Source organism: Streptomyces albidicamelliae (genome assembly GCF_025642175.1).
In the GTDB taxonomy this organism is placed as follows: Bacteria; Actinomycetota; Actinomycetes; order Streptomycetales; family Streptomycetaceae; genus Streptomyces; species Streptomyces albidocamelliae.
This window is the reverse complement of the sequence record NZ_CP106795.1, coordinates 7,533,383-7,545,996: the sequence shown is the minus strand read 5'-3', so window position 1 is coordinate 7,545,996 and position 12,614 is coordinate 7,533,383. Positions and strand designations below refer to the sequence as shown.

Annotated in this window: 10 protein-coding genes and 1 pseudogene; 5 read left to right on the top strand and 6 right to left on the bottom strand. The window is 71.6% G+C overall.

The window, feature by feature from the left end:
* Positions 1-23 precede the first annotated feature (23 nt).
* From N8I86_RS34195 to N8I86_RS34185, 3 genes are all read right to left on the bottom strand, one after another.
* Positions 24-1,043: a 4Fe-4S dicluster domain-containing protein gene (locus tag N8I86_RS34195; RefSeq protein ID WP_263279557.1), complete on the bottom strand. Its 1,020-nt coding sequence runs from the start codon at positions 1,041-1,043 to the stop codon at positions 24-26.
* The gene (gene fdh / locus N8I86_RS34190; protein ID WP_263279556.1) at positions 1,040-4,333 is read right to left on the bottom strand and encodes a formate dehydrogenase; all 3,294 of its coding nucleotides are present in this window, start codon (positions 4,331-4,333) and stop codon (positions 1,040-1,042) included. The genes N8I86_RS34195 and fdh overlap by 4 nt, the downstream gene beginning before the upstream one ends.
* A gap of 149 nt (positions 4,334-4,482) precedes the next feature.
* On the bottom strand, positions 4,483-4,779 hold the full coding sequence (locus N8I86_RS34185) for a hypothetical protein (RefSeq protein ID WP_263279555.1): 297 nt from the start codon (positions 4,777-4,779) through the stop codon (positions 4,483-4,485).
* Positions 4,780-5,029: 250 nt separating this feature from the next.
* Between N8I86_RS34185 and N8I86_RS34180 the strand changes: the two genes are divergently transcribed.
* Positions 5,030-5,212: a hypothetical protein gene (locus N8I86_RS34180; protein ID WP_263279554.1), complete on the top strand. Its 183-nt coding sequence runs from the start codon at positions 5,030-5,032 to the stop codon at positions 5,210-5,212.
* Between the two features lie 16 nt (positions 5,213-5,228).
* On the opposite strand, the pseudogene N8I86_RS34175 reads toward N8I86_RS34180, so the two are convergent.
* Positions 5,229-7,204: pseudogene (locus tag N8I86_RS34175) on the bottom strand (CASTOR/POLLUX-related putative ion channel).
* Positions 7,205-7,424: 220 nt separating this feature from the next.
* Here N8I86_RS34175 and N8I86_RS34170 point away from each other — a divergent pair.
* Entirely contained in the window at positions 7,425-7,961 is a 537-nt protein-coding gene (locus N8I86_RS34170) for a cysteine hydrolase family protein (RefSeq protein ID WP_263279553.1), read from the top strand.
* A gap of 472 nt (positions 7,962-8,433) precedes the next feature.
* Entirely contained in the window at positions 8,434-9,585 is a 1,152-nt protein-coding gene (locus N8I86_RS34165) for an alpha/beta hydrolase (protein ID WP_263279552.1), read from the top strand.
* Positions 9,586-9,734: 149 nt separating this feature from the next.
* Here N8I86_RS34165 and N8I86_RS34160 read toward each other — a convergent pair whose 3' ends face one another.
* Both N8I86_RS34160 and N8I86_RS34155 read right to left on the bottom strand, forming a co-directional pair.
* Entirely contained in the window at positions 9,735-10,046 is a 312-nt protein-coding gene (locus N8I86_RS34160) for a WhiB family transcriptional regulator (RefSeq protein WP_073890734.1), read from the bottom strand.
* Between the two features lie 215 nt (positions 10,047-10,261).
* A complete protein-coding gene (locus tag N8I86_RS34155) occupies positions 10,262-10,936 on the bottom strand; it encodes a carotenoid oxygenase family protein (protein WP_263279551.1) in 675 nt (224 codons plus the stop codon).
* Between the two features lie 28 nt (positions 10,937-10,964).
* Between N8I86_RS34155 and N8I86_RS34150 the strand changes: the two genes are divergently transcribed.
* Both N8I86_RS34150 and N8I86_RS34145 read left to right on the top strand, forming a co-directional pair.
* Positions 10,965-11,468: a toxin gene (locus N8I86_RS34150; protein ID WP_241840836.1), complete on the top strand. Its 504-nt coding sequence runs from the start codon at positions 10,965-10,967 to the stop codon at positions 11,466-11,468.
* 2 nt (positions 11,469-11,470) lie between these two features.
* Entirely contained in the window at positions 11,471-12,610 is a 1,140-nt protein-coding gene (locus N8I86_RS34145; RefSeq protein WP_263279550.1) for a hypothetical protein, read from the top strand.
* The last annotated feature ends 4 nt before the right edge of the window (positions 12,611-12,614 follow it).

Below are 12,614 nucleotides of genomic sequence, written 5' to 3'. Positions count from 1 at the left end.
TCCACTCATCGCCCCGTCCCCGGTCATCGCCGCGGCCCGCGGGCGAAGACGGCCGCGGAGGCGGCCAGCAGCGCCGACGCGGCCACGCCCACGTGCTTCCAGATCGACGGGAGGTCGCGGGTCGGCACCACCGGGTCGGGTGGGAAGCCGTACACCTCGGGTTCGTCGAGGAGCAGGAAGAAGGCGCCGTCGCCGCCCACCCCGTCCTCGGGATCGCGGCCGTAGAGCCGGGCCTCGGGCACGCCCGCCTCGTGCAGGGCCGCCACCCGCCGGTCGGCCCGCTCCCGCAGCTCGTCCAGCGGACCGAACTGGATGGAGTCGGTCGGGCAGGCCTTGGCGCACGCCGGTTCCAGGCCGTCCTTCAGCCGGTCGTAGCACATGGTGCACTTCCAGGCCCGTCCGTCGTCCGGCCGCCGGTCGATGACGCCGTAGGGGCAGCCGGAGACGCAGTAGCCGCAGCCGTTGCAGATGTCGGGCTGCACCACCACGGTGCCGAACTCGGTGCGGAACAGCGCCCCGGTGGGGCACACGTCGAGGCAGCCCGCGTGGGTGCAGTGCTTGCACACGTCCGAGGACATCAGCCAGCGGAACTCCGTGCGCGCCTCCGCTCCCGTGCCGGCGCCGGGCAGTTCGAAGGAGGGGAAGCCCAGGTCCACCGGGGCCGTGCCGAGGTCCGCGCCGCCGCGTCTGGCGAACTCCAGGGCGTCCGCGACCACTTCCTCGGTGTCCTCCGTGCCGGACGGGCCCACGGGCAGGTCGGTGAGGCCCGCGTCCTGGCGGCCCAGCGGGCGCTGCTGCTCGACGAACGCCACGTGCCGCCAGGAACTCGCGCCCAGCATCCCGGTGTTGTCGAAGGACATGCCCAGCAGGTCGATGCCGTCCTCGGGGACGTCGTTCCACTCCTTGCACGCCACCTCGCACGCCTTGCAGCCGATGCACACGGAGGTGTCCGTGAAGAAGCCCATGCGCGGCGGGTGGTCGGCGTGGCCGGCGTTCTCGGCGGGGTCCTCCAACGGACCGTAGAAGCTGTTGTCCGGGGTCATGACGGCGCCTCCGGCGGTTCGTCCGTCTCGGTGTGCGTGTACTCGGCGCGGCCGTCCGCCGTCGCGATCCGCGTGCCGGTCCGAGGGGTGATGCCGGCCCGGCGGCGGTAGTCCGCCACGTACGCGAGCAGGTCGGGGCCGCGCGGGCGCGGCCCGGGCCGTACGTCGCAGGTCAGCACCTTGCTCTCCTGGATGAAGACATTGGGGTCGGCGACCACGCCGATCAGGTCGTTGACCACGTCCCCGGACGTCAGGCCCGTCGAGCCCCAGTGGTAGGGCATCCAGACCTGGTGGACCACGCGGCCGTCGATCCGCAGCGGTGCCATCCGGTCGGTGACCACCACCCGCGCGTCGACCGCGGTCCTGCTGGTGATCACATGGGCCCAGTCGAGGTGCCTGAGTCCGCGCTCCCGCGCGAGCTCCGGGGACACCTCCACGAACAGTGCCGGCTGCAACTCCGCCAGGTACGGCAGCTGTCGGCTCATGGCGCCCGCCGTGTGGTGCTCGGTCAGCCGGGCCGCCGTGAAGACGTACGGGAACACCTGGGAGTGGGCCTCCGGCGGTGCCGGGTTGGACGGGTTGTCGGGGCGTCCGTAGACCTTGCGCACCGGGTTGCCCTGCTGGCCGTAGAGCAGGTTGCGCATCGGCGACTCGTGCGGCTCGTAGTGCGTGGGCAGCGGCCCGTCGGCGAGTCCGGCCGGCGCGTACAGCCATGCCTTGCCGTCGCTCATCATGATGAACGCGTCCTCGCCGCTCAGCGCCGCCGGGCCGGACGCGCCCTCCGGCGGCCGGTAGTGCGGCGATTTGGTCCGCTCGAAGTCGGGGGTGTCGTGACCGGTCCACTCCCCGGCCCCCTCGTCCCACCAGATCAGCTTCTTCCGTTCGCTCCAGGGGCGCCCGTCCGGGTCGGCGGAGGCGCGGTTGTACAGCACCCGGCGGTTGAGCGGCCAGGTCCAGCCCCATTCGGCGTCGTACGGTCCCGTCTCGGAGCGGGGGGTGCGGCGGCGCGCCTGGTTGGTCTCGCCCGCGTACACCCCGCTGTAGATCCAGCAGCCGCACGCCGTGCTGCCGTCGTCCCGCAGGTCGAGATAGCTGTCGACGGTGCGGCCGGTGCGCAGGTCGATGCCGTTGATGTGGCGCAGTACGTCCGACGGGGACGGCTCGTCGCCCTCCATGTCGTAGTCCCAGGCGAGGTCGAGGACGGGGCGGTCGCGTTCGTCGGCCGAGCCCGCGAGGCGCTCCTTCAGCAGGCGGCCGAGCCGGTGGAAGAACCACAGCTCGGAGCGCCGGTCGCCGACGGGCTCCACGGCCTGGTCGCGCCACTGGAGCATCCGCTGCGTCTGGGTGAAGGTGCCGGCCTTCTCCACGTGCGACGAGGCCGGGAAGAAGAAGACCTCCGTGCGGCAGCGCTCGGTGACGATCTCCCCGGTCTCGATCTCCGGCGCGTCCTTCCAGAAGGTCGCGCTCTCGATCATGGTGAGGTCGCGGACGACGAGCCAGTCGAGGTTGGCCATGCCCAGGCGCTGCAGCCGGCCGTGCGCCGAGCCGACGGCGGGGTTCTGCCCGAGCAGGAAGTAGCCGAACACCTTCCCGTCGACCATGTCCATCACGGTGCGGTAGGTGCCGTGGTCGCCGTTGACGCGGGGCAGGTAGCCGAAGCAGTAGTCGTTCCCGGCGGTCGCCGCGTCGCCCCAGTACTCCTTGAGCAGCGAGATCATGTAGGCGTCGGCGTCACCCCAGAACCCTTTCTGGCCCGTGCCGCGCACGGTGTCGAGATAGCCGGCCAGGTTCCGGTGGGTGACGCTCGGCATCGGCAGGTAGCCCGGGAGCAGGTTGAACAGGGTGGGCACGTCCGTGGAGCCCTGGATGCTGGCGTGGCCGCGCAGGGCGTAGATGCCGCCGCCCGGACGCCCGATGTTGCCCAGCAGCAGCTGGACGATCGATCCGGCCCGGATGTACTGGGCACCGACGGAGTGCTGGGTCCAGCCGACGCTGTACACCAGCGCGGTGGTCCGCTCCCGGCCGGAGTTCTCCGTCCAGGCCCGGCACACGTCGAGGAACAGCTCCCGCGGGACTCCGCAGATCCGCTCGACCATCTCCGGGGTGTAGCGCGCGAAGTGCCGCTTGAGCACCTGGAACACGCACCGGGGGTGTTCCAGCGTGGGATCGGACTCGATCCCGCCCTCGGCCTCCTCGACGAGCGGGCCCCGGGCGCCGTGCTGGTAGGGCTCGGAGGTCTCCTTGGCGTGGTGGCCCGGCCGCTCCCGGGCGCGGACGCTCGCGTACGACCAGCTCGACGGGTCGTACGCCGCGGTGTGCGGTTCGTAGCCGCTGAACAGCCCGTCCAGATCCTCGGTGTCCTGGAAACTCTCGTCCACCAGGGAGGGCGCGTTGGTGTACGCCCGCACATAGTCCCGGAAGTCCAGGTCGTGGGTGAGGATGTGGTTGATCACGCCGCCCAGGAACGCGATGTCCGTGCCGGCCCGGATGGTGACGTGCTGGTCCGCGTGCGCGCTGGTTCGGGTGAAGCGCGGGTCGATGTGGATGACCTTGGCGCCGCGCGCCTTGGCCTCGATGACCCACTGGAACCCGACCGGATGGGCCTCGGCCATGTTGGAGCCCATGATGACGATGCAGTCGGCGTTGACCAGGTCCTGCTGGTAGTCCGTGGCGCCGCCACGGCCGAGCGAGGCTCCCAGACCGGGAACCGTGGCGGAGTGTCAAATACGGGCCTGGTTCTCGATCTGCAGGGCCCCGAGAGCGGTGAACAACTTCTTGATGAGGTAGTTCTCCTCGTTGTCCAGCGTCGCCCCGCCCAGACCGGCGAAGCCCATGGTCCGCCGCAGGGTCCTGCCGTCCGCGTCGGTCTCCTGCCAGCCCCTGCGGCGGGCGTCCAGCACCCGGTCGGCGACCATGTCCATGGCCGTGTCCAGGTCCAGCTCCTGCCAGTCGGTGCCGTACGGCGCCCGGTACAGGACGCGCTGCTCGCGCTGCGGGCCGGTGACCAGCTGCTTGCTGGCGGACCCCTTGGGACACAGCCGGCCTCGGGAGATGGGGCTGTCCGGGTTGCCCTCGATCTGGATGATCTTCTCGTCCTTGACGTACACCCGCTGGGCGCAGCCCACCGCGCAGTACGGGCACACCGAGTGCACCATCCGGTCGGCGGTCTCGGTCCGGGAGCCCAGGGCCGAGGAGCGGGCCGACTGCACCGCCTTGCCGCGGCCCAGCGGATCCGTGCCGGTCAGCTGCCGGTACACCGGCCAGGCGTCGAGCCAGCGCTTCAGGCCCATCGGATCGCTCCCTCGTGCGGGGCCCCCACCACCTGTCGACGCTACCGGCCGGGCGGGCGCCCGCAAGTCGGTGCGGGAGCGGCCGGACGGCTACGGTCCGTGTACGGCCGCTGCTCACCGGCCCGGGTGGGCGGCCCGGCCCGGTCGCCTCACTTCGTGGTGGTGCCGAACCGGGCGAGCTGGTCCTTGACCCAGGGGTCGAACACCGCGAGCCGCTTGGCGGACGACGGGTGGAAGGTCGCCAGCTGGTCCTCGATCCACGGGTCCGTGGGCTGCCGCGCGTCATGGCGGCGCCCGGCGGACGGCTGCTCGGCGCCGGCCGTGACGGGGTGGTGCCCGGGGGTGTGAGGAGTGGCCGCGGCCGCGGGACCGCCGCCGATCGCCATCGCGCCCGCGGCCATCGCCGCGGAGGCGCCGACGATCGCGATCCGTCGCGTGAACTTCATGGTTTCCTCCTCCTTGACGTGCTCGGACGGCGCGACTACCCGCTCCCACGCCTCGCACACCCCTTCCGGGACATCCCGGGCATCGAGGTCAAGGATTCAGCGCAGCACGCCCGGCCGAGCCAGTCGGACGCCCAGGCTCAAGATCCCCTCAAGACAGCTGCGGTCGCCTCGATGGGTGGTGGATTCTCCCTGGCAGGAGCACATAAGGCCGACCGCACAGGGCCCGACCACAGATCTGGGGGGAACACCCATGCCGAACCCGCTCAGCCGAGCCGTGACCGCCCTCCGGGACGCCGTTTCCGGCCGTAGCCGTCTCGCGAAGTACGGTGCCCCGGAGGCCCATCGCCACCGCCACCACCGGGACGTCGACCTCGCCAACCACTACATCCCGACGGCACCGCAGGTTCTCGGGAACCTGCCCACCGGCATGTAGACGAGGCACACATCCCTCAGGCGGGTGGGGCCTCGGCGGGGGTGTCGTCGCTTCGTCGTCCCGAGTGGATGTGCGGCAGGTCCCTGTCTGCCGGGTCCGCGGTGGCGGAGGCGTCGGGGGCCGGGAGCAGCACCAGGATCCTGTCCTCGGCGGACCAGACGCGCCGGTCGCTCTTGCGGGGGCAGAGCACGACGTCCGCGGGGTGCGGTTCCGGCGCGTGGTAGCCGATCGCGCACTGGCCCCGGTCCAGTGCGGCCGCCACCACGGTCGCGAAGGACGCCTCCCGGCCGGGCAGGACGTACTCCCCCGCCGGACGCAGGTCCAGCGCGCCGCCGCGCGTGGCGAAGATCTCGTCGAACACCGGGGCGAGCGACGGGTGATGGGTGAGCTGCGCCATGAGCAGCGCCGTCAGCCGGCCCCGGACCACCGTGTCCGCGGCCCGGCCGAGCGGAGCCAGACGTTCGGTGCGATGGTCGTGCAGTTCGGCGACCACGGGCAGCGCCCGGCCGGCCGTCTCCTCTGAGGAGCGCAGCGCGAGCAGGGTCAACAGGGCCCGGTCGTCGGGGCGTTCGCCGGCCTGGCAGGTGTCCGGTCCGAGCACGATGACACTGTCGTAGCCGAAGAGGTCCAGGCCGCGCAGGACTTCGGGGCGCGTGGGGTCGCCCGGACGGTGCGTGACGGCGAGCCGTCCGTCGTCCGGTTCGCCGGCCTGCTGCCCCGGGAGGAGGCCGCTGTCCGGGCCGGCGACCACGTCGAGGACGGATCCCGGACGGGCGCCGCGCCGTAGCAGATCCGCGATCAGCGGCCCGCGCCGGTTCCAGCCCAGCAGCAGGACGCGCACGGGCCCGTCGGCGGCCGGGGTGGCCGCGCTGATCGCCGTGGGGTCCACGTGCGCGCAGTGGTCGGTGGGCGCCGCGGGCCGGTCGTCGTGGGCGACCACGACCAGCCGGTCCCCGGCGGTGAGCACGGCGCCCGCTGGCGGCGTGAGCAGAAGACCGCCGTCGGCACGCAGATATCCGACGGCACAGGACGTGTCGTGGCGCAGGGCGATCTGCCGGAAGGTGAGCCCGGCCAGGTGCGGGGCGTCGGCCAGGTGGAACTCGGCGCCGGCGAAGTCGAGGAGGTCGCGCAGGGCGGACGTCAGTCCCGGGCGCCGCGCGGCCTGTACCAGCAGCCGGGCGGTGGTGCCGTCCGTCTCCAGCACCGTGCCGCGCGCTCCGGCCGCGAGCCGTGCGGCGGGCAGCCGGCGGCCGTCGCGTACGGCGGACACCACCCGCGGTCCGCCTTCCGGCCCGGTCAGGGCCCGCAGGGCGAGCAGCACGCGCACGACCTCGGTGTCCGCCTCTCCTCCGCGGCCGGCAGGACCAGCACCGAAGCGGCGGTGGCCGGGCCGACCAGGGCCAGCGCGGCGGGGTCCGCGGGCGAGCCGGTACGGCACACGAGCCGGGCACGGCCCCGGACGCCGTGGACGGCCAGCAGTTCCCCCTCCATCCCGGTCGAATCGCGGTCGGCGAGTACGGCGATGGTGGGCCGGCCGCGATCGCCGTGGGCGGCCGCCAACTCGCCGACGATCGTGAACACCTGGTCCGACCAACCGAGCACGACCACATGCCCGCTCTCCAGCACCATGGAGCGGCCCCGGCGCAACTCCGCGACGCGGTCGCCGAGGCCGGTGGTGATCACCCCCACCAGGGTGGAGACGCAGAGCAGGGCGATCAGGCCGAGCAGGACGGAGAGGAGCATCCGCAGGGGCGCGCCGGTCACTGCGCCGAGCCGGAGCGTCTCCGCGCTGGTGCGCCACACGGCGGTGAGGCGGCCGGACAGCGAACGGGGTGCCGCGGGATCCATCCACACCAGCGCCGTGCTGACCGGCACGACCACGGCCAGACAGCACACCGCCAGCCAGCCGAGGAGGGTGCCCGTGCTGCGGGCCAGGGTCTGGTCGAACCGGTAGCGTGCCCGGTCCCGTAACGCCGACCGCCGCCTGGCCACATGCGCCCCCTGCCGTCCCGCTCACCGCCTGTCGACGGGGATCCTGCTTCGCCGGCGCCCGCGACACGCCGTCCGACCGGGGCATTCATCCTTTCGGGATACGGCGCGGCGTGACAGGCGTTCCGACGGGTACTCCCAGCCGTCCGGGGCGCCACGGCGGCGGCGCGGGGCACACCGGGCTCCGCAGGCCCGCCCGTTCCGGAAGTGGAACCCTGGGAGCATGAGCAAGACCGCGCTGATCGTCATCGACATGATCAACACCTACGACCACCAGGACGCCGAGCTGCTGCTCCCGTCCGCGCGGCAAGTCGTCCCGGTGCTGACCGATCTGCTGCGCCGCGCGCGGCGCGACGGGGTGACGGTCATCTATGTCAACGACAACTTCGGGGAGTGGCGCTCGCACCACGGCGAACTGCTGGAGCACGCCCTGACGAGTCCCCACGCGGATCTCGTCGAGCCCCTGCGGCCCGACGGCGACTCGCTGTTCGTCCTCAAGGCACGGCACTCCGTCTTCTACGAGACCCCCTTGACGTATCTGCTCCACCAGCGGGGGATCGAGCAGCTGGTGCTGTGCGGCCAGGTGACCGAGCAGTGTGTGCTCTACTCCGCGCTCGACGCCCACATCCGCCATTTCGAGGTGGTCGTCCCCCGGGACGCCGTGGCACACATCCACGACGACCTCGCCGAGGCGGCGCTGCGCATGATGGAGACGAACATGGGCGCACGCGTGTGCGCGAGCCAGGACCTGTGGTCGTGACGGCGGGGCCGGGCGGCCCGCGGTACCGGTGAGGACGGCCACGCCGCGCATGCTCTGTTGACCAATCAATTACGCTCGTGATTGATCGAGTTGCAGGCCGTGACATCCGGCCGCAGGCTGAGTACGTAGGGACCTCACGGCCCCACTGTGCCTACCGCCCTCTCTCTCATCGGGCCCCAGTTCGTTGCCCCGTGATCCATGTGGGAGTGATGATGGCGCTGACGCTCACTCACATGATCTGAAGAGCCTTTCCAGAGGTCGCTGGAAAGGTCCGGCAGCCGTTTCCCACCACCGTCGCCGGCTCCGACGAGCCGGCCCCACGCGGGTGACGGCCCCCATCGGGCGAGTTCTCCCGCCCACAGGCGATCCAGGCCGGCGAAAGCGCCGACCGCAGGGTCGCGCACTGCCTCGATCCACCCCTTCAGTCGCGTTCAGCCACCGCCCATCGGCGAGTGGCGCGAAGGGACACCTCATGGCCATCACCACCACCGACCACGCGGTCCCGCACACGTCGACCGTCCCCGCGACGCTCGGCCAGAAGGTCGAACTCTTCGTGCGGGAGCACGACGGCTCGTCCTCCGGTCCGCCCGCGAACCGCAAGGCCGTCCTCATGCTGCACGGCAGGAGCGTTCCGGCGCTGGCGGGCTACGACCTCCAGCACACCTCGTACGGGTGGGCCAAGGCCGTCGCCCAGGCCGGGTACGACGTCTTCATGATGGACCTCCAGGGCTCGGGACTCTCACCGCGCCCGCGCATGGAGGACCCGTGCAACGTCAATCCCCAGCAGCAGGCCGCTGTCACGCCCCCGCTGATGGGCGCGCGCTCGCCGAGCTACCCGTACGTACTGACCAACTCCCAGAGCGACCGGGACGAACTCGGCACCGTCGTCGACTACATCCGCAGCGAGCGCCACGTCTCCGAGGTCGCCTTCATCGGCTGGTCGGCCGCCGCGTTCGCGATGGGACCGTACGCGGTCAGCAATCCGAACAAGGTGGAGAGTCTGTTCCTCCTCGCGCCGATCTTCCCACCGCTCGGCCCCTCGACCCCGCCGACCCTGCCCGTCTCCGGCTTCCCCACCCACGTCCTCACCCGCAAGGGGCTCGACGACGCCTGGGCAAAGGAAGCCAAGTGCCCGAACCAGCGCGAGGACGACATGATCGACGTGGTGTGGGACGCCCTGATGGAGATCGATCCCCTCGGCCGCACCTGGGGGAAGATCGAGGACGGGCGTCCGTTGGGTGTCAGCCGGTACCGGAACTTCGTGTCGTGGGGCTGGAACAACACCACCGCGGGGCAGGGCGGCGTCCTCGGCGGAAGCGTGCCCGTGCTGATCGTGCACGGCGAGCACGACAAGACGGCCAACACCACCCCGCCCAACCCCAACCCGGTGCTCGACTTCCATGTCCCCGCGCTCTACGACGCCATCCAGGGACCGCACAACATCCTGGTCACGGTGAAGTGCGCCGGTCACTCCATGCCGTGGGAGATCCAGCACAAGAACCTCCAGAACCTCTCGAAGAACTGGCTCAAGCACCTGGCGGTCGCCGGCAAGACGCAGGGCCGCTACGAGATGGACCTGAACGGCGACATCAGCCCGGAGCCGGAGGTCCCGCCGGTGCTCTAGTCCTGACCGGTCGCGGCCAGTTGTCGACGGCTCGCGGTCGTTCCGGCCGGGGTGAGCCTGGAGCGCGCCGCGGACGCTGCCGGGAACGCCGAGCCGGTCGTCGGCCGGCTCGGCGGGCCGCCGGTGCCCCCGCCCAGTTCGATCCGGGGTCAACTCGCCTTGAGTTCGACGGCCTTGGCCGCGTGGGTGCGCTGGTGTTCCGCGCGGGCCGTTTCCAGCAGGCGACGCCAGGACGTGACGGTGGGCCGGCGCCGCAGCAGGGCCCGGCGCTCCCGCTCGGTCATGCCTCCCCAGATGCCGTGCTCGATACGCTGGTCCAGGGCGTACGCGAGGCACTCGGTCCGGACGCCGCAGCCACCGCACAGTGCCTTCGCGCGGTTCTGCGCAGCGCCCTCGACGAACAGGTCGTCAGGGTCGGCCGTCCGGCAGATCCCCAGTTCACTCCAGTCGGTGCCCGCCATCCCGTGATGCCGTCCTCTCCCCTACCCGCCGTGTCGTTGCCTCTGCTGAAGGCAGCGGGCATATGACACTACGCCGTTCGACTATTACTCCTTCCTCCGCTGCGCAGCATCACACCTTCGGGTGAGCGACATTTGCCTTCTGCATGGGTCGACGCTAAAGAGGTGCAGTCGACGGAACGCCTCGGGGCCCGGGAGGGTGAGTTCCCGGCGCCCCGTCACGCCGGCCGACGGCGGCGTCTGCTCGCCCCGGCTCGGATCTCGCTGTCCTTTCCGGCGTCGTCGGGGACCCGGGAGCCGTGGACGCCGGCGGTCACCCGGTGGGGCAGGTGGACGGTGGCGATCAGGTCGAGGCCGGAGGCGTCGAGGACCAGCAGCTGCGAGGCGTCCTGCTTGAGGTCGCAGACCATGGTGAGCAGGTAGCCGTCGTCCTCGCGGGTCACTCCCTCGGCGGGCACGAAGACGGCTTCGCTGGGCAGCCGGGCGTCGCCGGCCCGGTGGATGCGGCGGGCACCGGTCGTGCGGTCGTACCTGACCACGCCGTAGCCGCCGTAGCCCTGTTCGTCGGGGAAGGAGACGGCGTACGGGTAGCGGATCTCGGCACGCAGGTACCGCTCGTCGAGGGTCGGGAACTCCACCGGCAGGTCGTCGAGCGAAGGAGGTCGGCGTCCCGGTTCGGCGGCCCGGCAAGGGGGCGACGAGCCGCCAGAAGGGCCCGTGAGCCTCAGCGCCCGGAGCGGTGCCGCGGCAACCCGACCATGCCAACTCCCCAGCGCAGGCACTAGGATTCCGTCCGCGGCCAGAGTCAAGACGTCGCCCGGCGGCGGCTCGCGCCGCCGGCCGCGACGGTGGGTCCTGGCCGTTGGTAGCGCCGGAAGCCGAGATGAGCGCATCGGGGGAACTGTGGGCACCAGGAGGGAGATGCGTCGTCTCGCCGACACTCTGATCGGCTCCATGAAGGTGCCGGCGCTGCCCGCGGATCCCGAAGCGCTCTTCGACGCGCTGGTGGAGTCGGCGCGGGAATGGCGTCAGCGTCCACTTCGTGTGGTGCTGCGCGAATTCCCGCCGCACACGGCGTCCGGTCTGTGGATCGAGCAAGAGGACCGGGACATCGTCATCGTGGACCGGCGCGCGCCGAAATGGATGCAGATCGTCATCCTCTGCCACGAGCTCTGGCACGTCCACAAGGGGCAGTCGAGTCCGCTGCACATGCTCGGCGGCGCCGCCGGTGACGGCTCACGGCCTGCCGCGGCGCGCACCACGCTCTCCGAGAAGCACGAGCGGGAGGCCGACCGGTTCGGGATGCTGATGGGACTTGAGCTGCGGCCCTGGATGGAGGCCTCCGAGCACTCCGTCTACTGCCACGAGCCGACGAGCCTCGCCGGGCGCATCGGCGCCGCGCTCAACTACCGCGGCGAGGCCTGACGGTGAGCAGCGCGATCAACTACGCGGCATGCGCGCTGCTCTGGCTGGGTCTGGTCCCGAAAACGCGTGACCTGTTCCGTCACCGCAACGAGCCCTATCTGCTGGCGCTGTGCGCGGCACTGGCCCTCGGCAGCGTCAGCTGGCTGCTCGGTGCTCCTCTGACCATCGGCGCCGTCAACGGCCTCAGCGGCGTCCCGAACCTCGCCGCGCCGTTGACGTACGCGGCGATCACCGCGTACAGCGCCGCCCTGCTGGTACTGATCGCCTACTGGCAGGAATCCCCCAACGTGCGCCGGATCGCCCGCCGTTGGATAGCCAGCTACACGGCCATCCTCGCCGTGGTCGGTCTGCTGTTCGCCCTGGGGTCCTCCCCGGTCGAGCGCAGGCGGGACTTCGACACCTACTACGCCGGTACGCCGTTCGTCCGCGAGATGATCGTCCTGTACCTGGTGGCCCACCTCACCGCGGTGACGTTCACGGCCCTGCGGTCGCTGGGCTGGGCGCGCAAGGTCCGCGGCGAGGTCTCCCGGTGGACGCTGACGGGTCTGCTGACCCTGGGTGCCGGCACGCTGATCACGGCCGGTTACAGCGTGTCCAAGCTGGTCGCGGTCGGGGCTCGCTGGTCGGGCCGGGACTGGGACTGGCTGGGTACGGCGCTCGCCCCCTCCTGCGCCGGTCTGGGCACGCTCCTGACGGTGGCGGGAGTCCTCGTCCCCCTGATGGGCCAGCGCTGGCAGAGCAACGACCGGCTGCTGTACCGGCGCATGCGCCCCTTGGAGAGGGAGCTCGAACGCATGCTCAGACGGCGCAAACTGCGCCTGTCGCGGCCCGTGTGGGGTGCCTCGTCCGCGAGCCTGCTGACCTGGCGGGCCACGAGCATCCACAACGGGCTGAGCTACCTCAGTCCCTTCTACGACCCGGCCATCTTCCAGCACGTCCTGCGCGCCGCGCAGGACACGGACCCGCCCGAGAAGGCGCTGGCGGCCGCCTGGGCCGCGGTGATCGCGGCGGCCGCGCACGAAGAGGGGTGCCCCACCACCCCGGCCCCTGCCGTGATCCGACTCCAGGCGCCCTCCCCCAGGACGCCGGAGGAACTCGTCCTCATCGCCGAGGCACTCAAGGGCGAGCGTCATGCCCGGTAGCGAC

Bases quoted from the DNA above. Each gene is read 5' to 3' on its own strand.
- N8I86_RS34195 (WP_263279557.1), bottom strand. From the start codon at position 1,043: ATGACCCCGGACAACAGCTTCTACGGTCCGTTGGAGGACCCCGCCGAG.
- N8I86_RS34185 (WP_263279555.1), bottom strand. From the start codon at position 4,779: ATGAAGTTCACGCGACGGATCGCGATCGTCGGCGCCTCCGCGGCGATG.
- N8I86_RS34180 (WP_263279554.1), top strand. From the start codon at position 5,030: ATGCCGAACCCGCTCAGCCGAGCCGTGACCGCCCTCCGGGACGCCGTT.
- N8I86_RS34170 (WP_263279553.1), top strand. From the start codon at position 7,425: ATGAGCAAGACCGCGCTGATCGTCATCGACATGATCAACACCTACGAC.
- N8I86_RS34165 (WP_263279552.1), top strand. From the start codon at position 8,434: ATGGCCATCACCACCACCGACCACGCGGTCCCGCACACGTCGACCGTC.
- N8I86_RS34160 (WP_073890734.1), bottom strand. From the start codon at position 10,046: ATGGCGGGCACCGACTGGAGTGAACTGGGGATCTGCCGGACGGCCGAC.
- N8I86_RS34155 (WP_263279551.1), bottom strand. From the start codon at position 10,936: ATGCGCTCATCTCGGCTTCCGGCGCTACCAACGGCCAGGACCCACCGT.
- N8I86_RS34150 (WP_241840836.1), top strand. From the start codon at position 10,965: ATGCGTCGTCTCGCCGACACTCTGATCGGCTCCATGAAGGTGCCGGCG.